A 21,642-nucleotide genomic window follows, 5' to 3' on the forward strand; every position below is an offset into this window, starting at 1 on the left:
CTTCGGTCCTCCTTTAAGCTGCGTGGATGGTGCGCCACACCCGATCGGGCGTTGCGGGCATTTCCAGATTGTTCTTGCCGATCGCATCCGTGATCGCGTTGATCACGGCCGCTGACGCCCCGATCGCACCGGCCTCACCGCAACCCTTGATGCCGAGCGGATTGCCCGGGCACAGCGTCGTGGTGTGGGACAGGTTGAACGATGGCACGTCGTCGGCGCGCGGCATGGCGTAATCCATGAACGAGGCCGTGACCGGCTGGCCGTTGGCATCGTAGACCGCATGCTCGAGCAGCGCCTGCCCGATGCCCTGCACAAGGCCGCCATGGACCTGGCCTTCGACGATCATCGGGTTGATCAGCCGGCCGAAATCGTCGGCCGCGACGAAGTTGACGAAGGAGGTCTTGCCGGTGCCGGGATCGACCTCGAGCTCGCAGATATAGGTGCCGGCCGGGAAGGTGAAGTTGGTCGGGTCGTAGAAGGCGCTCTCCTTCAGGCCCGGCTCCATGCCTTCAGGCAGATTGTGCGCGGTATAGGCCGCAAGCGCGACCATCGGCAGGGCGATCGCCTTGTCGGTGCCGGTCACCTTGAACTCGCCGTTCTCGATGACGATGTCGGCCTCGGAAGCCTCCAGCGCATGCGCGGCGATCTTCTTGGCCTTCGCTTCCATCTTCTCCATCGCCTTCAGGATGGCGGTGAGGCCGACGGCCGCCGAGCGGGAGCCATAGGTGCCCATGCCGAACTGCACCTTGTCGGTGTCGCCATGGACGATCGAGACCTGGCTGATGGGAACACCCAGGCGATCGGCAACCAGCTGGCAGAACGTGGTCTCGTGACCCTGGCCGTGGCTGTGCGATCCCGTGAGGATTTCGATGGTACCGACCGGATTGACGCGTACCTCGGCCGATTCCCATAGGCCGACGCCGGCACCGAGGCTGCCGACCGCCTTCGACGGCGCGATGCCGCAGGCCTCGATGTAGCAGGACACGCCGATGCCGCGCAGCTTGCCGTTCGCTTTCGCCTGCGCCTTGCGGGCAGGGAAGCCGGCATAGTCGATCGCCTTCATCGCCGCATCGAGCGAAGCGTTAAAGTCGCCGGTGTCGTAGGCCATGATGACCGGCGTCTGGTGCGGGAACTGGGTGATGAAGTTGGTCCTGCGCAGCTGGGCCGGATCGACCTTGAGCTGCCGAGCGGCGGTTTCCATCAACCGTTCGATCAGATAGCTCGCCTCGGGGCGGCCCGCGCCGCGATAGGCGTCGACCGGCGTGGTGTTGGTGTAGACCCCGATCACCTCGGCATGGATCGCCGGGATGTTGTACTGGCCCGACAGCAGCGTCGCGTAGAGATAGGTCGGCACCGAGGAGGAGAACAGCGACATGTAGGCGCCGAAATTGGCGTAGGTCTTTACCTTGAAGCCGGTGATCTTGTTGTTGGCGTCGAACGCCATCTCGGCATGGGTCACATGGTCGCGGCCATGCGCGTCGGTGAGGAAGGCCTCGGTGCGGTCGCCGGTCCATTTCACGGGACGGCTGACCTTCTTGGAGGCCCACAGCGCCACCATCTCCTCGGGATAGATGAAGATCTTGGAGCCGAAGCCGCCGCCGACGTCGGGCGCGATCACGCGCAGCTTGTGCTCGGGGGCAATGTTGTAGAACGCCGACAGCACGAGGCGGGCGACGTGCGGGTTCTGCGAGGTGGTGTAGAGCGTGAAATGCTCCTCCGCGGCGTCATAGTCGGCGATCGCCGCGCGCGGCTCCATCGCATTCGGGGCGAGGCGGTTGTTGGTGACGTCGAGCTTGACGACGTTGGCGGCCTTGGCGAAAGCGGCATCGGTCGCGCCCTCGTCGCCGATCACCCAGTCATAGACCTGATTGCCGGGCGCTTCGGGGTGCAGCTGCGGTGCGCCGGGCTTGATTGCCGCGCGCACGTCGGCGACCGCCGGCAGCTCTTCGTAATTGACCACGACCGCTTCCGCGGCGTCGCGCGCCATGTTCTTGCTTTCGGCGATCACGACGGCGACGGCCTGTCCGACGAAGCGCACCGTCTCCGGCGCCATCGCCGGCCATGCGCCCATCTTCATCGGGCTGCCGTCCTTGGAGGTGATGGCCCAGCCGCAAATGAGGTTGCCGACCTTGTCGTCGACGATCTGCTGGCCCGTCAGCACGGCGACCACGCCCGGCATCTTCAGCGCCGCGGAGGAGTCGATCCCCTTCACCTTGGCGTGGGCATGCGGACTTCTGATGAAATGGGCATGGGTCATGCCCATCAGCTTGATGTCGTCGACGTAGCGGCCCTTGCCGGTAATGAAACGCTTGTCTTCCTTGCGCACGACGCGCGCGCCGATGCCTTCAACACCCATGTCTGGTCCTCCCGACCGGAAATTTTATGACTGCGCTTTCCTTCGAAAGCAGCAAGCGGTGGTTTTCTTTCGAGGCGCGCCGCTTTACTCGGCCGCCTGCGAGACCTTCATGCGTCCGGCCGCGTCCAGCACGGCTTTGACGATGTTGTGGTAGCCGGTGCAGCGGCAGATGTTGCCTTCCAGCTCGGTGCGGACGGTGGCTTCGTCGAGCTGGCCGCCGTGACGCTGCACGATGTCGATTGCCGACATGATCATGCCCGGCGTGCAATAGCCGCATTGCAGGCCATGATTGTCACGGAAGGCGGCCTGCATCGGATGCAGCTCGTCGCCCTTGGCGATGCCTTCAATGGTGGTGATGTTGGCGCCATCGGCCTGACCCGCCAGCATGGTGCAGGATTTCACCGCCCTGCCGTCCATGTGCACGACGCAGGCGCCGCACTGGCTGGTGTCGCAGCCGACATGCGTTCCCGTGAGATTGAGGTGATCGCGCAGGAGATGGACCAGCAGCGTGCGGTCCTCGACGTCGACAGCAACGGCCTTGCCGTTCACCGTCAGTTTGACTGTAGACACGTGGAGTCCTCCCAGGATGATTTTGATTGGTTCTAATTAGAAACAGCGCAACGGAACTTTGCAACTGGCATTTTGGTGACCTTGCGTCATGGAAAGGTCACCGTGGCAGCCGTCACGGCCTGCGATTCGATCATAGGGCTCCAGGCTGTCGCCAACACGTGGCGCAGCCGCAAAGCGGCTTTGGAAAATTCGGTGTCGCGGCCGCTGGCCATGTTGCATGATCGGCGCCGCGTCCCGCCGCTGCTCGACCGCAAGTTCAGCCCCGTCGCACGTTGCTCTCCCCTGATGTGTTGTTCCTTGGCGTGAATAGGAGCACGGGGCTGCGGCTTTGTAATCGCGATCTTGGTAGTACGCCGCGGAACGCTAAGCCTTTGATTTTGCTGTGTGTCCCCTCGACCCGCCCAGTGCCTTGCGTCGCAGCCCGGCGCGATCGCTCGCCTCCTACTTCCTGGCGATTGATCGACGGCGAGTGCAGCCCTATCCGCACTGAACAAACACAACGGAGGGTGGAAGCGATGCAGATGAACGACAGCCAGCGCATTCCGGCGTCGAAAGCGAAGGTGTGGGCCGCGCTCAACGATCCCGAGATTCTCAGGCGCTGCATTCCCGGCTGCCAATCGCTGGAGATGGCCTCGCCGACGGAGATGACGGCAACGGTGGTGTTGAAGGTCGGCCCGGTGAAGGCGACGTTCAGCGGCAAGGTGACGTTGACCGACATCGATGCGCCCAATGGCTATCGCATCGTCGGCGAGGGTGCCGGCGGCGTGGCCGGTTTCGCCAAGGGTGGCGCGAAGGTCAGACTCGCGGAAGAGGCGCCGGACGTCACCATCCTGCATTACGAAGCCGAGGCGCAGATCGGCGGCAAGCTCGCTCAGCTCGGCTCCCGGCTGATCGATTCGACCTCGCGAAAACTTGCGGCGAATTTCTTCGAAAACTTCGCCGCGGTGGTAGCGCCATCATCGTGACTGATGCGCGATCGCGGCGCGATGCTGCCTGGATCCGATGACGCATTTCAAGCGGCAAGAATAGGGGCAAGACGCAAGCGCGGACAACGAGATGAGCGGCGAAAGCCGCCAATGATTTGCACTACTACCTTCCGCCTATACTAAGCGCGAAAAGCCGATGCTGTAATTTCGAACGATGGCTCGCAGACGAACTGCGCATCATGGGCGGAACGCGCTCGGGCGCCCAACATGGCGTGCACAACAACATCGTGGAGGGAATACATGACCTTTGGAACGAAGGGATTCTTGGCTGGCATCTCGATGATTGCGATGCTGGCCGCCGTTACTTCAGGCGTTCGCGCCAACGACTCGCTGATCAAGGCGCAATCCGATTCAAACCAGTGGGCAGTTGCCGGCCACGACTACGGCAATACGCGTTACAGCCCGCTCAAGCAGATTAATACCGAGAATGCCGGCAAGCTGACGCTCGCCTATTCGTTCTCGCTGGCCTCGCTGCGCTCGAACGAATCCTCGCCGATCGTCGTCGGCAACACGCTGTATGTCTCGAGCTCCTGGGGGCCGAAATACGTCTACGCGCTCGATGCCGCGACGGGGCAGCGCAAATGGACCTGGGAGCCCGAAATTCCCGAGGACGTGCTGCAATACGCCTGCTGTGACGTCAACAATCGCGGCGTCTCCTATGCCGATGGAAAGATCTTCGTCGGCCGTCTCGACGGCAAGCTGACGGCGCTCGACGCCGCGACCGGCAAGTCGCTGTGGACGACGAAGGTCGTCGACTACAAGCAGGGTTCGGTCATCACCTCGCCGCCGCTGGTGGTGCGCGACAAGGTGATCACCGGCTTCGGTGGCGGCGAGTACGGCGTGCGCGGCTCGCTCCAGGCCTTCGACATCAACACCGGCAAGCAGCTGTGGCAGACCTTCACGGTCCCCAGTCCGGACGAGCCCGGCGGCGACACCTGGAAGGGCGATTCCGCCCAGCACGGCGGCGGTGCGGCCTGGCTGGTCGGCTCCTACGATCCCAAGAGCGACACCGTCTATTGGGGCACCAGCAATCCCGGTCCGTGGAATACCGGCGTTCGTTCGACCGGCGACGGCAATTTCGGCAAGCTGACCAACCTCTACACCGCCTCCACGCTCGCGCTGGATCCCAACACCGGCAAGATCAAGTGGCACATCCAGACCACGCCGGCCGACGCCTGGGACTATGACGGCGTCAACGAGGCCGTGCTGGCGGATCTGAAGATCGGCGGCAGCACCGTGCCGGCGCTGATGAAGGCGGACCGCAACGGCTACTTCTTCGTCGCCAACCGTGAGACCGGCAAGGTGCTCTCGGCGGAGAAATACGTCTTCTCCAATTGGGCGAAGAAGTGGGACGTCAACACCATGCGCGCGGTCGAAGACCCGGACAAGCGTCCAGGGCCGGGCCATCCCGCCAAGGACATCTGCCCGAACTTGATCGGCGGCAAGAACTGGCAACCGATGTCCTTCAATCCGCAGACCGGGCTCGTCTACATCCCCTCGAACAATGTCTGCATGGACTGGTCGGTTTCCGACGTCGCCTACAAGCGCGGCGTGTTCTATCTGGGTGCCGAGTTCCCGACCAAGGAAGGTCCCGGCGGCTTCCTCGGCGAGCTTGTGGCCTGGGATCCGATCGCGCAGAAGAAGGTGTGGTCGATCAAGGAAGACCTGCCGTTCAACGGCGGCACGCTGACCACCGGCGGCGGCCTCGTGTTCGCCGGCAACATCCATGGCGACTTCCGCGCTATTGATGCGAAGTCCGGCAAGGTGCTGTGGAGCAAGAATCTCGGCTCCGGCATCGGCGCAGGCCCGGTGACCTACAGTGTCGACGGCAAGCAATACGTCGCCATCGTCGTCGGCCGCACGGCAGCATTGCCCGCGTTCCTGGGCGAGGTTGGGAAGAAGATGACGGCCGCAGCTCCCGAGGGCGGTTCGCTCTTCGTGTTCTCCGTCCAGTGACGACTCGCGCGCGTATCCCGAAGGAGACGGGATACGCGCGTGCTTTCTCGACATCGCGCGGCGACGGCACAGGCCGGATCTCGAGTGAGGTCCCTTGCCGCAACGCCTGGTCCAGCAATTCCCAACTTCCGGAGATGAGGATGCGTCCGATCAATCCAGGAAACGGCAACAACCTGCATCGCGCCACCGCGGGACGGCTCGCAGTTGCCGCCGCGGCCGCGCTGATCGCATCGACCGCAGCCGTCCATGCCGACGAGATCAAGCCGTTCCGTCTGTGTGCCGATCCGACCAACCTGCCGTTCTCGAGCGATAATCCGTCGCAGCCGGGCTTCTATGTCGAGATCGGCCGAGCGCTGGCGCAGGCCCTCGGCCAACCCATCACTTACGATTGGTACAAATCCTATTTCGGCAAGCGCACCGTGCGGGTCACGTTGCTGGGCAAGCAATGCGACGCCATGATCGGCCTGCCGCGCTCGGAGGATTTCATGGGGCCTGCCGTGATCTTCTCCAACACCATTGCCAAGGAGGGCTACGCCCTGGTCACGGCAAAGGGTCAGGTGATCGGTGGTGTCGACGACCTCAGGGGCAAGCGCGTCGCCGTCCAGTACGCCAGCACCCCGCAAAACCTGCTTGCGACCCGTGACGACATCCAGAAGGTGACCGTGCTGTCGCCCGAGGAGGCCATGCAGGCACTCGACCAGGGCAGGGCGGATGTTGCCTTCATCTGGGGGCCGGTCGCCGGCTGGCTGAACATGACCGATTACAAGGATCGCTATCAGATCCGACTCACCGAAGGCGAAGGCCTGTCATGGGATGCCGCGATCGGCTTCGCGAAGGGGTCGACCGAGCTCCGCGATCGTGTCGACGCGATCCTGCCGACACTTCAGCGCACAATTGCCGACCTCGCGGTGAAATACGGCTTGCCGGCCGGACAGCCGGTTCGTTTCGGCGCAGCTGAGGCTGTGCCGGCGGGAGCCACGGTCGGAACGGGCCCCGGGGCGGGCGTGGCGCAGGTCGCAAATGTGGTGGCAACCGAGACCAAGGGCGATGCAGCGGCGCCGAATGCGGAAATCGCCGGTGCGGGCAAGGAGATCTTCAACGGAACCTGCGCGCATTGCCACGGCCCCGACGCCATCCAGAGCGAACGGAAGATCGACCTGCGGCTGTTGCGTCACCGCTACGGCGACGACATGCGCGACACGTTCTGGAAGACCGTGCATGAGGGGCGCCCCGCCAAGGGCATGCCGGCCTGGAAGGAAGTCTTCACCGACGATCAGTTCGCCAGCATCTATTCGTTCCTGCTAACGGTCCAGGTCGAATCGAACGACTGAACGGGCTTGACCGGACGGGATCGGGAAGATGTGGTAGCGTTTACCCCTGCATCTTTCCGGCGCCGGAATCGGCACAGGACGGGTGCGCTGCTGCCGCACCTGCGGTGGATCCTTGGAAGGCGCCATGGCCAGCTTCCTGATCATCGACGATCATCCGCTGTTTCGCGAAGCGCTTGGCAATGCAGTGCGGCTGGCCCTGCCGGAGGCTCGCATCCTGGAGGCGATGTCGATCGAGGACGCGCTGGAGATCCTGTCGGCCGAGCAGGGGATCGACCTCGCGCTGCTCGATCTGTCGTTGCCGGATGCGACCGGCTTCTCCGGTTTCCTCCGCTTGCGCGAAACATATCCGCGCCTGCCGGTTGCCATCGTCTCGAGCGAGGAGGACCAGCACGTGGTCCGCGAGGCGCTGGCGCTCGGCGCGGCCGGTTATCTGCCGAAGTCGACGTCGAAGCGCGAGCTGGCCCAGTCGATCGAGGGCGTGCTCTCCGGCTCAGTCTCGGTGCCGCGAGACTTCGTGGCGACGCCGCAGCGGCGCAAAGCCGAGACCAGCAAGGCCCTCGAGGTCAAGCTCCGCGAGCTCACGCCGCAGCAGATTAGGGTCCTGGACCTGCTGCGTCGCGGTTACCCCAATCGGCAGATTGCGCAGGAGCTTCAGCTCGCCGAATCCACGGTCAAGGCGCACATCACCGAGATCCTGCGCAAGCTCGGGCTGTTCAGCCGCAACAAGGCGATCATCGAGATCGGCAAGATGGAACTGCCCGATCCCAGGAACCGCGCCTATGCGAAGGCCGACCGCGGGAGGCCGCAATGATCCGCGCCGCCATTGTTGATCTCGATCAACCCGGCCCGCGCGGTCTGATACATCCTGCTTCAAGCTCGAAGTCTGGCAACGATTTGGAAATGGCTGACGTGTGACGCGATTTCTGATTGTCGAAGACCATCCGTTGTTTCGCGAGGCGCTCGAAGGCGCGCTGCAGATGGTGGCGCCCGGGGCCGAGATCTTGCAGGCAATTTCGGTCGACGGCGCGCTGGAGCAGCTGTCCACGGGCGCGGAGCTCGATCTCCTCCTGCTCGATCTGTCGATGCCGGGCACGACCGGCCTCTCGGGCGTCGTTCGCATCCGCAAGGCCTTCCCGAAGGTCCCCGTCGTCATCGTGTCGGGACATCAGGATCCCAAGATCATCTCCGGCGCGCTGTCGCTCGGCGTGGCCGGCTACATCTTCAAATCCTCGTCCAAGCAGGAGCTCGCCCGGTCGATCGGTGAGGCGCTGCAGGGTCTCGTCTGCATTCCCGACGCCTATCGTGCACTCCGGCCGCAGCGGGCCCCCAGTCCCGCTCATGATCTGCTGAAGCGGCTGCATAACCTGACCCCGCAGCAATTGCGGGTGCTCGAAATGCTCAAGCGCGGTCTCCAGAACAAGCAGATCGCCTATGAATTGAAGATTTCCGAGACCACCGTGAAGGTCCACGTCTCCGACATCCTGCGCAAGCTGAATGTGCTGAGCCGCACCAAGGCGATCGTCGAAATGTCGAAGATCGATTTTGCGACGCTGGCGAGCGACGGGAGCCGGGCGAAGCACGATCGCGCACAGTCGGAGTAGAAGGCCGTCACGTCAGCAGGAACGACAACAATGCGCGCATCTCGGCAGGCTTGACCGGCTTCTTCAGCACTTCGAGGCCGGAGAGGCTCGCTTGCTTTGCGGCCTTCTCGGAGTAATCGGCGGTGATGATCATCGCCGGCACATCGAGCCTCAGGTGCTCCCGGATGTCGGCTATCGCCGACAATCCGCTCTCGCCGTGATCGAGATGAAGATCGGCGATCACCGCATCGGGTGCGCCGCCGAGCTCACTGAGGCGCTGCAGTGCGTCCGCCGCCGATGGGGTGGTCGCGACGTCGCAGCCCCACCCTTCCAGCAGGGCGGCCATCGCCTCGGAGCCGGACGGATCATTCTCGACCAGCAGGATCTTGGCGCCTTCGAGGCCGCCATATTGACGTTCACTGAGCTTGATCTCGTGCACCTCGTCGGTGACCTCAGCGAGATCGGCGGGCTCAAGCTCCAGGACGAACGTCGACCCCTTGCCGACCTGCGACGACAGCCGCACCTCGTGCCGGAGCACCGTCGCGAAGCGGCGAACGATGGAGAGACCGAGCCCGAACCCGGCCTGGTCGGTAGCGCTGGCTTCTCCGCGCTGGAATTCGCGAAAGATAGCCTCCTGCTGCGCCGGTGCAATTCCTGGTCCGGTATCGGAGACCTGGACGCAGATGCGGTCGTTTCGGCGCCTGCACCCCATCACGACGCCGCCGCTGCGGGTGTAGCGGATGGCGTTGGCGAGCAGATTTTGCAGGATGCGCCGGAGCATCATCGCGTCCGACGACACCGCGAGCGGCGAGCTGCGGATGCGTAAGGACAGACCTTGCCGTGCGGCGATCGGCGCGAATTCGTTGCGAAGCTGCTCGAACAGCGGCGCCAGCGCCAACGGACGCACGTCGGGCCTGAGCGCGCCGGCGTCGAGCTTGGCGATCTCCAGCAACGACCGCAACAGGTCCTCCAGCGTCACCAGCGAGCGGTCGACCTGGTCGATCAGAAGACCCGCCTCCTGCGCCTCCATCATCTCGGCCAGCGCCGAGAGCGTCAGGCGCGCGGCGTTCAGCGGCTGCAACAGATCGTGGGTGACCGAGATCAGGACCGACGATTTCAGCGAGCTTGCGGCCTCGGCCTGCTGCTTGGCACGATACAGACCCTCATTGGCGCGTTCGATCGAATGCAGCGCCTCGCGCAACTGGTAGGTCCGGTCCCGGACCTGGCGGTCGAGCGCGATCGCGGTCTCGAACAGCGAGAAGGCGTTGAGCTGCTGGTCCATCGAGCGCTCGACGCGGGACATCAGCGCGGCATTGATTTTCTTCAGCTTCGCAGTTTCCCGCTGCAGCTGCTCGACCGTGTCAGGGTCCCGCCAAAGCTCCGTCACGACGGACGCCTGCCGATGGCGACGCCCGTGAACGTCTGGTTCACGTGCATCGAGCCGAACTGCTCGCCATAGGTATGAAAACCGACCACGCGATTCTGGCGGTAGAGCTCGGACATGTCGCGGGCGAGCTGGTGCTGCTCGGCATCGAGCCGGCGCAGCAGGCATTCGAACCCGATATAGAGCGAGACCTCGCCGATCTGGTCGCGCGTTTCCGCGAAGGCCTCGCGCGTCGTGCCGACGAGGCTGCGCGACGTCGCTGTCGTCAGCACCATGCCTTCGTCGATGGCGCAAAAGAAGTGCAGCGACCCATCCGGTTCGACGCGCTGGATCGAGCGGGCGTAGTAGGAGCCGCCGACGCGGACCAGAACAGGATGCGAGGCGAACGAGAACGGATCGAGCTTGGCGTCCATGATCCCGACGACGCGGGAATATTCCTGAGCCGCGGGCTCGGCGTTTAGCTCCCTGACCGTTCGATTCTCGATGTCGGCCTCGGTGACCACCATCTTCTGGGGTCGCGGTTCGAAATTGTCACATTTGAAGACCCGGAACGGCAACGACGTGCTCAAGAGGACCAGGAGCGCGGCATTCGTGTGCGCCTTGCCGTCGAGGAACACCCAGGTCCGCTCGAACCGCATCCCGTCGCCGGCGGATCCACCGACAATCGGAATGTCGTCCAGCGAGGCATAGATCGCGGACATCACCGCTTCTTCCCGGCGGCACAGGCCGTCGATCAGGACCAGGCCGAACGGATTTCCGCGCTCGATCTGGGAGGACTCCCGCAGCAATTCCTGCCGGAGCTCGGCGCCGATCCTGCGGCCGTCCTCGACGCGAAAGCTGTCGAGATTGAGAATGGGGCGCACCACGGCCGAGAAGTCGGCGCGGCTGAAGGCCAGGGCGACGACGCTGTTCTCGTCCCAGCCGTCAGGCGCCAGCTCGCCGGCGGTGGTGCAGCCGCAGACCGGGATCCCGTCGAAGTGTCGGCTGATCTCGGCGATGAATTGGTGCGGATCGTAGCTCGGGGAGACAAAGAGCAGAATCAGCGCGAGCTCGTCGGATGGGAGCTGGGCGGCAAGGTCGGCAACGGCCTGCTCGACGCCCGCGGCCTTCGACTTCGCGACGGCAACGCCAGACGCACCGCCAAACCGAAAGTCGGTTTGCCCCACTCCGTCTCTCCCTTAAGGTCCCGCTCGGTCTGACGCCAAGTGCCCGACAAGTGCCCACAGAGTATGGCCTTTTTCGTCTGGTCGCAACCTGGCGGCCGGCTCCGCGGAACGTGTGCTCCGCCCGAATGGTCCTTGCTGGACGAATTTACCGCCCCTTGACGATTCTGCCCTAATTTTAATCGCCGGTCTGGGAGGGGCTGCTCCCAGGCTGGGCTGCACATGCAAGAACAGATCTTTTGGGGGTGGGAATGTCCGGGCGTATCGCGCCGTCAAAGCGCACAATATTTCCCACGCTTAGGTTCCGCGCCAAGATCATCCTGGGATTTGCCGCGGTGCTGGCGATCTCGGCGGGCAGCATGGCCTTCTCCTATTTCGGCTTCGAGCGGGTCTCGGCCGGGGTCGGGTCCTACCGCAGCAGCGTGTCGGAGGCCGACCTCGCCCGCACCATCGACCGCGAGCTGCTCGCCTACCGTTCGGCCGTCAAATATTTCGTTGTCACCGGCAAGGAAGATGACGCCAAGGCGGCGCTTGATGCCGAGGCCAGCCTGAAGAATGCCATCGACCAGGCCGTCAAGAGCGCCAAGACCCCGGCGCGGAAAGAGAGTCTCGACAAGCTCGCCAAGGAGTTCTCGAATTTCTCCGCGACCTTCGCCAAGGTTCTCCAGGCCAAGCGCGACAGCACGCTGCTGGTGCAGAACCAGCTGCAGCGCCAAGCCAATCTCCTCAAGTACAAGCTCGACGACATCGGCAACAACGCCTCCGATTCCGAGGCGCAGGCGATCGAGTTCGGCACCAAGCAGGTCAACGCCCAGTTCCAAACCGCGAGCGCCGCAGCCACCAATTTCGTGCTGACGTCCGATCAGGCGATCGCGAGCAGCGCGCTGGCACGGCTGAAGTTCGTCGAGAACTCGCTCGGCGCGGTCTATTCCATGGACGACAAGATCGTCGCCGGCCTGAAGGACGCCAAGACCATCCTCGGCGCCTATCGCGAAGCGCTGGAGAAGCTGATCGCCAACGCCAAGCTGGTTGACGAGCTCGTCACCGAGATGAGCGGTTCGGCGGGGGCGATCCTGCAAGGCGCGACCGCCATGAAGGCGGACCTCGTCGCCGAGCAGCAGCGACTGGATTCCGAATCGGAAGCGACGATCGGCAAGACCGAGCACCTGGTTCTGATGCTGGCCATTGGTGGTACCTTGCTTGGTGCGGTTCTCGCCTTCCTGCTCGGCACCGGCATCTCGCGTCCGATGATCGCGATGTGCAAGGCGATGCGCGAGCTCGCCTCGGGCAATTTCGACGTCGTGCTGCCGGGTCTTGGCCGCAAGGACGAGATCGGCGAGATGGCCGGCGCGGTCGAGGAGTTCAAGGTTCAGGCCATCGCCAAAGCCGAGCGCGATGCCGCCGCCAGCGAGGTCCAGAACCGGGAGCAGGCCGCAAGCCGCCGCGCCGAACTGATCCGCTTTGCCGACGACTTCGAGAGCGCGGTCGGCGCCATCGTCTCCAACGTCTCGGCCTCGGCCGTGCAGCTGGAATCGGCAGCCTCTACCCTGACCCGCACCGCCGAGACCACCCAGAGCCTGTCGAGCCAGGTCGCCGGCGTCTCCGAGCAGGCCTCCTCCAACATGCAGTCGGTCGCCACCGCGACCGAAGAGCTCTCGGCCTCGGTCGAGGAGATCGGCCGCCAGGTCCGCGACTCCAGCCGGATTGCGGAAGCCGCCGTGGTGCAGGCCAAGGAAACCGACGGCCGGATCGGCAAGCTCTCGCATGCCGCCCAGCAGATCGGCGAGGTCGTGAAGCTGATCACGGCGATTGCCGAGCAGACCAATCTGCTCGCGCTCAACGCCACCATCGAGGCAGCGCGCGCCGGTGAAGCCGGCCGCGGCTTTGCCGTGGTTGCCAGCGAGGTGAAGTCGCTGGCGAGCCAGACCGCGAAGGCGACCGACGAGATTTCCTCGCACATCGCGGGCATGCAGGGCGCCACCGCGGAATCGGTCGCCGCGATCAAGGAGATCGGCGCGACCATCGGCCAGATCTCGTCGATCTCGACCTCGATCGCGAGCGCAGTCGAGCAGCAGGGCGCGGCGACGCAGGAGATCGCGCGCAGCGTCCAGACCGTCGCGCAGGGCACCCAGACCGCGGCCGCCGATATCGGCCAGGTCAACCGTGGTGCCGCCGAGACCGGCTCGGCGTCGGAAGAGGTGCTGAACTCGGCCAAGACGCTGTCATCCGAAAGCACCCGCCTTCGCGCCGAGCTCGACCGCTTCATGGGCAATATCCGCGCGGCGTAGGCTCGCTGCTCAACTCTCCGCTTGTCCAGGGCGACAGCGGAGCAAGGGGCGTGGCAAATCGATTTGTAGCGGCGCGGGAAAGCGCACCTTAACAATTCCCTGCGTCACCTAACCGCCAGTTGCGGCGCCACAAATTTACCACAGCTTATCCTTTGCCGATTACCGTGCGGTCGAGTCGGAGAGCGGGCTGCTCTTTCGGCTGCGCCTGGTTTTCCGCGAATGGAATGGGGGGGGGGAATGTCGGTCAAGTCGAAGTCGAACCAATCGAAGCTGCCAACTTTGCGGTTTCGCGCAAAAATCATCCTCGGCTTCGTGGCGGTGCTAGCCATCCTCGCCGTCAGCATGGGCTTCGCCTATTTCGGCTTCGAGCGGATCGCAGGCGCCGTGGCCTCCTATCGCACCAGCGTGTCGGAAGCCGATCTCGCCCGGACGGTCGATCGCGAGCTGATCGCCTATCAGGGCCTGGCACGAGCCTATACGCTGACGGGTTCGGCGGACGACGAGACCGCAGCCAAGGCCGCCGAGGAAAATCTCAAGAGCGCGATCGCCAAATCAATGCCCGCCACGCCCGGCGCCGCCCGCCGCGAGCAGGTCGGCAAGCTCGAGGCCGAGTTCCAGCGCTTCACGAAAGTGTTCGGGGAGATCATCACCCTGACGCGCGAGAACAACAAGATCGCGGCCGAGGAGCTCAACAGCGTCGGCAACAAGATCCGTTTCAAGTTCGACGATCTCTCCGATACAGCCGCGCTGGCGGGGCTGGCCTCGGTCCAGACCACGGCCAAGGACATCACCTCGCAATATCTGGCGGTCTCCACCTCGGTCAGCGCCTTCGTGGCCAAACCGGAGCCCAAGACCGCCGACGGCGTGATCGCGCGTATCAAGTTCCTGGAGACGTTGCTGGTCTCCATCTACGCGAATGACCAGAAGATCACGGATCGCGTCAAGGAGATCGGCGATCTCCTGAAGCAATACCGCGTCTCCTTTGCAAAGCTGACCGAGAACGTGAAGGTCATCGTCAAGGCGAACGCCGAGATGACCAAGACGGCGGCGACCATTCTCAAGCTCTCGGCCGAGCTGCGGTCCGACCTGACCGCCGACCAGCAACGTATCGAGACGAGCGCCAACGAGACCATCGTGGATACCGAGCGGCTGATGCTGATGTTGGCGCTCGGCGGCCTTGCCATCGGCGTTGTGCTCGCCCTGATGCTCGGCAACGGCATTTCGCGGCCGATGATCGCGATGTGCAAGGCGATGCGCGAGCTCGCCTCGGGCAATTTCGACGTCGTGCTGCCGGGTCTTGGCCGCAAGGACGAGATCGGCGAGATGGCGAGCGCGGTCGAGGAGTTCAAGGTTCAGGCCATCGCCAAAGCCGAGCGCGATGCCGCCGCCAGCGAGGTCCAGAATCGGGAGCAGGCCGCAAGCCGCCGCGCCGAACTGATCCGCTTTGCCGATGACTTCGAGAGCGCGGTCGGCGCCATCGTCTCCAACGTCTCGGCCTCGGCCGTGCAGCTGGAATCGGCAGCCTCTACCCTGACCCGCACCGCCGAGACCACCCAGAGCCTGTCGAGCCAGGTCGCCGGCGTCTCCGAGCAGGCCTCCTCCAACATGCAGTCGGTCGCCACCGCGACCGAAGAGCTCTCGGCCTCGGTCGAGGAGATCGGCCGCCAGGTCCGCGACTCCAGCCGGATTGCGGAAGCCGCCGTGGTGCAGGCCAAGGAAACCGACGGCCGGATCGGCAAGCTCTCGCATGCCGCCCAGCAGATCGGCGAGGTCGTGAAGCTGATCACGGCGATTGCCGAGCAGACCAATCTGCTCGCGCTCAACGCCACCATCGAGGCAGCGCGCGCCGGTGAAGCCGGCCGCGGCTTTGCCGTGGTTGCCAGCGAGGTGAAGTCGCTGGCGAGCCAGACCGCGAAGGCGACCGACGAGATTTCCTCGCACATCGCGGGCATGCAGGGCGCCACCGCCGAATCGGTTGCCGCGATCAAGGAGATCGGCGCGACCATCGGCCAGATCTCGTCGATCTCGACCTCGATCGCGAGCGCAGTCGAGCAGCAGGGCGCGGCGACGCAGGAGATCGCGCGCAGCGTCCAGACCGTCGCGCAGGGCACCCAGACCGCGGCCGCCGATATCGGCCAGGTCAACCGTGGTGCCGCCGAGACCGGCTCGGCGTCGGAAGAGGTGCTGAACTCGGCCAAGACGCTGTCATCCGAAAGCACCCGCCTTCGCGCCGAGCTCGACCGCTTCATGGGCAATATCCGCGCGGCGTAGGATCGCTGCTCAACTCTCTATCGTCCCGGTTCGTCGCTCTGCTTGTCCGGGACGGCGGAGCAAGGGGCGCGAACCTCACTCCCGCCCAAACGCCCGCTTCAGCTCTACCTTTGCCTTCTCCAGTCGCGTTCGCTGCGTCTTCGGCAGCGTCTTGCCGGCGCGGTTGATGTAGAAGGTCAGCATCGACAGCGCCGAGCGGTAGGCGCCGGTCTTGCGGCGTGAGCTGTGCTCGGCCGATCGCTTCAGAGACGTCGCGATCTTCTTCGGGCTGGTCAGCTTGAACACGCCTTGCTTGAGGTCGAGCGCGTCGCTCTCCTTTGTCACGCGCTGCGACCAGCGCTTCGGTGCGGCACGTTTGGAGCCCTTGCGCGCAGTGCTGCGTCTTGCGCTCGTTTTCCTTCGCGCTGGTTTGCGAGATTGTGTCGTCTTTCTGACATGAGCCATGCGTCAACTCCTTGCGGCACCAACGGAAACGGGCGGGCCGGGGAGCTGTTCCAGCGGGAACCCGGCCTCGCCGCGGGCGTTGTCGCAGGTGGCAGGCGGAATGCCGCACCCCGATGATCGGATCGTCCCCGTTCACATCATGTGAGCCAGGGCCGCTTCCATTGATCGAACGCAACAGCCCGATGGAATTGCAGCAAAGCCCAGCGCTGAACTACGCTCCTGCGGTCGCGGCGGAGGCGACCGACCGCATCGTCGAGACCAGCATTCCCTCGCGGCTCGACGCGCTGCCCTGGAGCGGTTTTCACACCCGTGTCGTGCTCGCGCTCGGCATCACCTGGATCCTTGACGGGCTCGAAGTGACGCTGGCCGGCGCGCTCTCCGGTGCGCTGAAGCAGAGCCCGTCGTTGCATTTCTCCAATCTCGATCTCGGCATTGCCAACTCCGCCTATCTTGCCGGGGCCGCGCTCGGCGCGCTCGGCTTCGGCTGGCTCACCGACCGCATCGGCCGCAAGAAGCTGTTCTTCATCACGCTGGCGCTCTACCTCTCGGCGACGGCCGCGACCGCGCTATCGTGGGATGTCGCGAGCTACGCATTGTTTCGCTTCCTCACCGGTGCAGGCATCGGCGGTGAATACACCGCGATCAACTCGACCATTCAGGAGCTGGTGCCCGCGCGCTATCGCGGCTGGACCGATCTCGTCATCAACGGCAGTTTCTGGATCGGCGCCGCAATGGGGGCGGTCGCGGCCATCGTGCTGCTCGATCCCGCCGTGATCGCTCCTGATCTCGGCTGGCGTCTCGCTTATCTGATCGGCGCAAGCATCGGGCTCGTCGTGCTGTTGATGCGAATGTGGATTCCGGAAAGTCCGCGCTGGCTGATGATTCATGGCCGCCCCGATCAGGCCCATGCGATCGTCGACGAGATCGAGCGATCCGTGATCGGACATGACCAGGATGCGAGCGAGGCGCGCTTCACCAGGATCCGGCTGAAGATGCGCGATCACACGCCGATCGGCGAGGTCGTGCACACGCTGTTTTCGGCGTACCGGCAGCGCGCGCTGGTCGGCCTCGTGCTGATGAGCGCGCAGGCGTTCTTCTACAATGCCATCTTCTTCACCTTCGCGCTGGTGTTGACCGACTTCTACGGCATCCGTGCCGATCACGTCGGCTGGTACCTGCTGCCCTTCGCGGCCGGCAATTTCCTCGGCCCCCTGCTGCTCGGCCGGCTGTTCGACACGCTCGGCCGCCGCACCATGATCATGTTCACCTATGGTGTCTCGGGCCTGTTGCTGGCGTTGTCGGGCTATCTGTTCTCGATCGGCGTGCTCTCGGCGCAGGGACAGACCATCGCCTGGATGGTGATCTTCTTCTTTGCCTCGCCGGCCGCCAGCGCGGCCTATCTCACCGTCAGCGAGACCTTCCCGCTGGAAGTCCGCGCGCTGGCGATCGCGGTGTTCTATGCCGTCGGCACCGGCATCGGCGGCGTGATCGGGCCGGCGCTGTTCGGCGCGCTGATCGACACGGGATCACGCAGCAGCGTGTTCGCCGGCTATCTGCTGGGGGCTGTCCTGATGATCGCGGCCGCGCTCGTAGCGTGGCGCTATGCCGTCTCGGCGGAGCGCAAATCGCTCGAACAAATCGCGCGCCCGCTCGCCTTCATGGAGTAGACTGATGAAATCGGAACTTGCAGAAATGGCGTTGGACCAGCAACCCCCCGTAGTCGACGACGACACGCCGGAAACGGTGCCGGTGCCGCATGCGCTCGTGCCGCATCTCGACGAGATCGCAATTCTGCTCGACATCGACGGGACCCTGCTCGACCTGATGCCGACGCCGCGCGAGGTGTGGGTGCCGCCGGGCCTGTCGGACACGCTGAACCGGTTGACCGAGCGCACCTCCGGCGCGCTGGCGCTGGTCAGCGGCCGCTCGCTCAACGACATCGACCTGATCTTCGCGCCTGACGTGTTTCGTGCCGTCGCCGGCCATGGTGCCGAGATGCGGCTGTCGGTGGACAACGAGGCCGATGACGTGCATGCGCCGCCGCTGGACAAGGAGCTGAAGCGGCGTCTGGCCGCTATCGCCAAGCTCTCGCCCGGCATTCTGCTCGAGGACAAGGGCTATTCGCTCGCGCTGCATTATCGCCTGGCGCCGCATGCAGAGAAGGCAATCTACGAATCCGTCTCGGTGATCCGAGCCGACCTGCCCAATGCGCCGATCGAGGTGCTGCCCGGCAAGTTCGTCTGCGAGATCAAGCATTCCGGATTCACCAAGGCGACCGGCGTGCGTGAATTGATGAAGCGCGAGCCGTTTAGGGGACGGCGTCCGATCTTCATCGGCGACGACGTCACAGACGAGACCGTGTTCGCGATCATGCCCAACATGGACGGGCTCGCCTTCTCGGTCGGACGCCGTGCCATGGGCGTGAATGGCCATTTCGACGCGCCGGCGGATGTGCGTGCATTCCTGGCACGCCTGCTCGACCCAAGGTAAAATGAAGGCAGCGCCATTTCGCAGACACAATGTCGAACGCAACGGTGCCATGGCGCCGCAAGACTTGCTGCGCGACACGATCGCACAAGCTGTCTTTGCAATGAAATCCGCAGGTTCCGCGAGCGAAACCAGTTCCAACGCGCGCGCCCGATTTTGGTTTCAATTCGTTGAAACGATGATCAGGAACCATATTGATGAACGGCAGTTAAACGGGGTGGAATGAAACAGGAGGGGACGACCTGTGAACTTAGTCGTCGTTTCGAATCGTGTCGCGCGCGGCAAACCCAACGAGCCCATGACGGGCGGTCTTGCGGCGGCGTTGCTGCCGGTTGTGGAACATTCGGGCGCGATTTGGGTCGGTTCGTCGGGCCGCGTTCGTGACGGCCATCAGAAGGAGCCGTTCGCCGAGATCGAAGCGCTGGGCACGGGTGCAATCGCGACGCTGGATCTGCCAGCAGCGCATTACGGTGGCTATTACGAGGGCTTTGCCAATTCGGCGCTGTGGCCGGCGCTGCATTCGCGCAGCGATCTGATCCGCGTCTCGCAGGGTGACTATGTCAGCTATCGCGAAGTCAACGCCTTCATGGCGCGCGCCCTGCTGCGCTTCCGCAAGACTCGAACGGCGTTCTGGGTGCAGGATTATCATTTCCTCGCGCTCGGCGCCGAGCTGCGGGACCTCGGCGTCGACGACCCCATCGGCTTCTTCCTGCATACGCCGTGGCCCGTTACTGCGGTGATGCAGGGTGTGCCGCATCATCGCGAGCTGATCACGGCGATGCTGGCCTACGATCTGCTTGGCTTCCAGACCGAGGAGGATCGCCAGAATTTTCTCGGTTATGTCGGCGGCGAGCTCGGCCTTGTCGTCGAGGACGGCGTCGTGCTGTCGCAGCACGGCCGCACCCGCTGCGAAGTCTTCCCGATCGGCATCGATGCGGAGAAGTTCGCAGCTTATGCCGCCAAGTCGGTCTCGCATCCGGACGTGTCGCGGCTGCGTCGCAGCCTCAATGGCGAGCGCCTTGCGATCGGCGTCGATCGGCTCGACTATTCCAAGGGCCTCGTCAACCGCATCAGTGCGTTCGACCGGCTCTGGACCGAGCAGCCGCAATTTGCGCGCAGCATCTCGCTGCTTCAGATCGCCAATCCCTCCCGCGGCGGCATCGAGGCCTATGGCAATCTGCAGAACGAGGTCGCGCGCCTGGTTTCCGACGTCAACGGCCGGCACGGTGAGGTCGACTGGACGCCGATCCGCTATTTGAACAAGGGCTTCAGCCAGGCCGTGCTCGCGGGGCTTTATCGCACCGCGCAGGTCGGCGTGGTGACGCCGCTGCATGACGGCATGAACCTCGTCGCGAAGGAATATGTCGCTGCGCAAAACCCAGCCGACCCCGGCGTGCTGGTGCTGTCGAAATTCGCCGGCGCCGCCAACGAGCTCGACACCGCTCTGCTGGTTAACCCGCATGACATCGACGGCATGGCGCGGACGATCGCGGTCGCCGCGGCGATGCCGCTCCCCGAGCGCAAGATGCGCTGGGAGGCGATGATGAAGAAGCTGCGCGGCCACACCATCCAGCAATGGTCGGCCGATTTCGTCGCCGAGCTCGAGAACTGCCGGACCAGGAAGGCTGCCGTCGCCCCGCTCGCCGCGCAACCGCCGCAGGCGCTGCGCTGGCTGAAATCGGCGATCTCAGGCGTGCGGTTGATTTAGGATCCTGCGTCATGGCCGGGACAAGCCCGGCATGACGGCGCACCTGCGGCCTCAATAACAATACGACACGCCATCCAGAATCGCGCACTGCCGCTTGTTCGGCGCGTTGGGATCGTCCATCGGCACCACGCCCTTGCCCTGGCCGACGAACACGCCGGGCCCGACATGTATCGAGCTCTTGTTGCCGATGATTACGCTCTGGTGCGGCGTCGAGCTCGAGCGCGTGCCGTCCGGCCAGAGGATGGCGTCGCCGGATAGCACCCCGCGCCGCCCGTCGTCGCAGCTCACATCGACGCCCTGGCGGGTGCAGATCTGGGCCGTGGCGGGCGCGGCGGAGGCGGAGACAAGGGCCGAGATCAGGCTCAGCACAGCGAAGGTCCTGCGGATGGTCATGGTGTCCCGGGGGCGTGTTTGGCGGCTTGTCGTGAATCGTCGCTCCAAACCCGTCATGGGTTCAGCCGCCGGACGGATCAGGGCGCCGGCGGCGCCGAATATTGTCTTTTAAATACAATAGTTTGCGGAAAATTCACCCGTTTCCCTCGCGATCCCTTGCAAAATCGTCGGCGCCCCTTCAAGAGAGGGCGCTCCGGAGAGATGGCCGAGTGGCTTAAGGCGCACGCTTGGAAAGCGTGTGTGCGGGAAACCGTACCGTGGGTTCGAATCCCACTCTCTCCGCCACCCACCAAAAACGATCTCGTACTTGGAGCTGCAGATAGGCCAGAAACTCGGCCGTTTTGCTGCGTTTTCGTGGACGGAGAACTCCCAACGGTCATCCTACACGCGCCTGAATGAAGCCGGAGAACCGAATTTTCTCCGAATCTTTGAACGCGCAAAATCGGTCTAGTACGGCATTTCTCAGAAAATCAACGGCTTGGCTACGCGGCGGTTCGAATCCGTCTCGCTCAACCGATGAGCGGCCCCGATTCCATACCAACCTGTTCGGAATACCAACCTGTTCGGAAATTGCGGTCCGTGGCGCCGGTTCGCCTCTTCAATGAAGGTCGTACCCGCTGAGACGCAGTGGTAGCAATACCGGACGGCGGGCCCCGAAAGCGAATGCAGTTGCGAGACCCGTTAACTCGCGCGAGCGCCTCCGGCGAGCGACGCGTCATCCACAC

General features: G+C 64.2%; 17 protein-coding genes and 1 tRNA gene. 12 read left to right on the forward strand and 6 right to left on the reverse strand.

Going from position 1 to position 21,642, the window contains the following annotated elements:
• Nucleotides 1-13: 13 nt before the first annotated feature.
• On the reverse strand, nt 14-2,356 hold the full coding sequence (locus X268_RS34335) for a xanthine dehydrogenase family protein molybdopterin-binding subunit (protein ID WP_128929055.1): 2,343 nt from the start codon (nt 2,354-2,356) through the stop codon (nt 14-16).
• A gap of 84 nt (nt 2,357-2,440) precedes the next feature.
• A complete protein-coding gene (locus X268_RS34340) occupies nt 2,441-2,926 on the reverse strand; it encodes a (2Fe-2S)-binding protein (RefSeq protein WP_128929056.1) in 486 nt (161 codons plus the stop codon).
• A gap of 515 nt (nt 2,927-3,441) precedes the next feature.
• Here X268_RS34340 and X268_RS34345 point away from each other — a divergent pair.
• The 5 genes from X268_RS34345 (at nt 3,442) to X268_RS34365 (ending at nt 8,800) form a co-directional block, all read left to right on the forward strand.
• Nucleotides 3,442-3,891: an SRPBCC family protein gene (locus X268_RS34345; protein ID WP_128929057.1), complete on the forward strand. Its 450-nt coding sequence runs from the start codon at nt 3,442-3,444 to the stop codon at nt 3,889-3,891.
• Nucleotides 3,892-4,152: 261 nt separating this feature from the next.
• Nucleotides 4,153-5,868, forward strand: coding sequence for a PQQ-dependent methanol/ethanol family dehydrogenase (locus X268_RS34350; protein ID WP_245477735.1), 1,716 nt, complete (start codon nt 4,153-4,155; stop codon nt 5,866-5,868).
• 140 nt (nt 5,869-6,008) lie between these two features.
• Nucleotides 6,009-7,199: a c-type cytochrome gene (locus tag X268_RS34355; RefSeq protein ID WP_430648246.1), complete on the forward strand. Its 1,191-nt coding sequence runs from the start codon at nt 6,009-6,011 to the stop codon at nt 7,197-7,199.
• Nucleotides 7,200-7,323: 124 nt separating this feature from the next.
• The gene (locus tag X268_RS34360; protein WP_128929060.1) at nt 7,324-8,010 is read left to right on the forward strand and encodes a response regulator; all 687 of its coding nucleotides are present in this window, start codon (nt 7,324-7,326) and stop codon (nt 8,008-8,010) included.
• A 100-nt stretch (nt 8,011-8,110) separates the two neighbouring features.
• A complete protein-coding gene (locus tag X268_RS34365; protein WP_128929061.1) occupies nt 8,111-8,800 on the forward strand; it encodes a response regulator in 690 nt (229 codons plus the stop codon).
• A 7-nt stretch (nt 8,801-8,807) separates the two neighbouring features.
• Here the strand turns inward: X268_RS34365 and X268_RS34370 are convergent, their stop codons facing one another.
• The gene (locus tag X268_RS34370) at nt 8,808-10,166 is read right to left on the reverse strand and encodes a hybrid sensor histidine kinase/response regulator (RefSeq protein WP_128929062.1); all 1,359 of its coding nucleotides are present in this window, start codon (nt 10,164-10,166) and stop codon (nt 8,808-8,810) included.
• Nucleotides 10,163-11,329 (reverse strand): FIST N-terminal domain-containing protein, encoded by a 1,167-nt coding sequence (locus X268_RS34375; protein ID WP_128929063.1) that lies wholly within the window; start codon nt 11,327-11,329, stop codon nt 10,163-10,165. The genes X268_RS34370 and X268_RS34375 overlap by 4 nt, the downstream gene beginning before the upstream one ends.
• Nucleotides 11,330-11,577: 248 nt before the next feature.
• Here X268_RS34375 and X268_RS34380 point away from each other — a divergent pair, with 248 nt between their 5' ends.
• Together X268_RS34380 and X268_RS34385 are read left to right on the forward strand one after the other, a co-directional pair.
• Nucleotides 11,578-13,614 (forward strand): methyl-accepting chemotaxis protein, encoded by a 2,037-nt coding sequence (locus tag X268_RS34380; RefSeq protein ID WP_128929064.1) that lies wholly within the window; start codon nt 11,578-11,580, stop codon nt 13,612-13,614.
• Nucleotides 13,615-13,851: 237 nt separating this feature from the next.
• Nucleotides 13,852-15,885: a methyl-accepting chemotaxis protein gene (locus X268_RS34385; protein WP_164938077.1), complete on the forward strand. Its 2,034-nt coding sequence runs from the start codon at nt 13,852-13,854 to the stop codon at nt 15,883-15,885.
• Nucleotides 15,886-15,960: 75 nt separating this feature from the next.
• Here X268_RS34385 and X268_RS34390 read toward each other — a convergent pair whose 3' ends face one another.
• The gene (locus X268_RS34390) at nt 15,961-16,329 is read right to left on the reverse strand and encodes a DUF3175 domain-containing protein (RefSeq protein ID WP_128929066.1); all 369 of its coding nucleotides are present in this window, start codon (nt 16,327-16,329) and stop codon (nt 15,961-15,963) included.
• A 182-nt stretch (nt 16,330-16,511) separates the two neighbouring features.
• Between X268_RS34390 and X268_RS34395 the strand changes: the two genes are divergently transcribed.
• From X268_RS34395 to X268_RS34410, 4 genes are read left to right on the forward strand one after another with little or no spacing between them, the layout of a single operon-like run.
• Nucleotides 16,512-17,996 (forward strand): MFS transporter, encoded by a 1,485-nt coding sequence (locus X268_RS34395; RefSeq protein WP_164938217.1) that lies wholly within the window; start codon nt 16,512-16,514, stop codon nt 17,994-17,996.
• Between the two features lie 4 nt (nt 17,997-18,000).
• Nucleotides 18,001-18,819, forward strand: a complete 819-nt coding sequence (gene otsB / locus X268_RS34400) for a trehalose-phosphatase (RefSeq protein WP_128929068.1) — start codon at nt 18,001-18,003, stop codon at nt 18,817-18,819.
• Nucleotide 18,820: 1 nt separating this feature from the next.
• On the forward strand, nt 18,821-19,042 hold the full coding sequence (locus X268_RS34405; protein WP_128929069.1) for a hypothetical protein: 222 nt from the start codon (nt 18,821-18,823) through the stop codon (nt 19,040-19,042).
• Nucleotides 19,043-19,060: 18 nt separating this feature from the next.
• Nucleotides 19,061-20,524 carry a trehalose-6-phosphate synthase gene (locus X268_RS34410; protein ID WP_128929070.1) on the forward strand — a complete coding sequence of 488 codons (1,464 nt, stop codon included), beginning with the start codon at nt 19,061-19,063 and terminating at the stop codon, nt 20,522-20,524.
• Nucleotides 20,525-20,575: 51 nt separating this feature from the next.
• On the opposite strand, the gene X268_RS34415 is transcribed toward X268_RS34410, so the two are convergent.
• A complete protein-coding gene (locus X268_RS34415) occupies nt 20,576-20,917 on the reverse strand; it encodes a hypothetical protein (RefSeq protein ID WP_128929071.1) in 342 nt (113 codons plus the stop codon).
• 195 nt (nt 20,918-21,112) lie between these two features.
• On the opposite strand from X268_RS34415, the gene X268_RS34420 reads away from it, so the two are divergent.
• Nucleotides 21,113-21,202, forward strand: a tRNA-Ser gene (locus tag X268_RS34420).
• The last annotated feature ends 440 nt before the right edge of the window (nt 21,203-21,642 follow it).

It is taken from the genome of Bradyrhizobium guangxiense (assembly GCF_004114915.1).
Lineage (GTDB): Bacteria > Pseudomonadota > Alphaproteobacteria > Rhizobiales > Xanthobacteraceae > Bradyrhizobium > Bradyrhizobium guangxiense.

Bases quoted from the DNA above. Each gene is read 5' to 3' on its own strand.
- X268_RS34350 (WP_245477735.1), top strand. From the start codon at position 4,153: ATGACCTTTGGAACGAAGGGATTCTTGGCTGGCATCTCGATGATTGCG.
- X268_RS34335 (WP_128929055.1), bottom strand. From the start codon at position 2,356: ATGGGTGTTGAAGGCATCGGCGCGCGCGTCGTGCGCAAGGAAGACAAG.
- otsB (WP_128929068.1), top strand. From the start codon at position 18,001: ATGAAATCGGAACTTGCAGAAATGGCGTTGGACCAGCAACCCCCCGTA.
- X268_RS34360 (WP_128929060.1), top strand. From the start codon at position 7,324: ATGGCCAGCTTCCTGATCATCGACGATCATCCGCTGTTTCGCGAAGCG.
- X268_RS34345 (WP_128929057.1), top strand. From the start codon at position 3,442: ATGCAGATGAACGACAGCCAGCGCATTCCGGCGTCGAAAGCGAAGGTG.
- X268_RS34385 (WP_164938077.1), top strand. From the start codon at position 13,852: ATGTCGGTCAAGTCGAAGTCGAACCAATCGAAGCTGCCAACTTTGCGG.
- X268_RS34355 (WP_430648246.1), top strand. From the start codon at position 6,009: ATGCGTCCGATCAATCCAGGAAACGGCAACAACCTGCATCGCGCCACC.
- X268_RS34390 (WP_128929066.1), bottom strand. From the start codon at position 16,329: ATGGCTCATGTCAGAAAGACGACACAATCTCGCAAACCAGCGCGAAGG.
- X268_RS34405 (WP_128929069.1), top strand. From the start codon at position 18,821: ATGAAGGCAGCGCCATTTCGCAGACACAATGTCGAACGCAACGGTGCC.
- X268_RS34395 (WP_164938217.1), top strand. From the start codon at position 16,512: ATGGAATTGCAGCAAAGCCCAGCGCTGAACTACGCTCCTGCGGTCGCG.
- X268_RS34380 (WP_128929064.1), top strand. From the start codon at position 11,578: ATGTCCGGGCGTATCGCGCCGTCAAAGCGCACAATATTTCCCACGCTT.
- X268_RS34415 (WP_128929071.1), bottom strand. From the start codon at position 20,917: ATGACCATCCGCAGGACCTTCGCTGTGCTGAGCCTGATCTCGGCCCTT.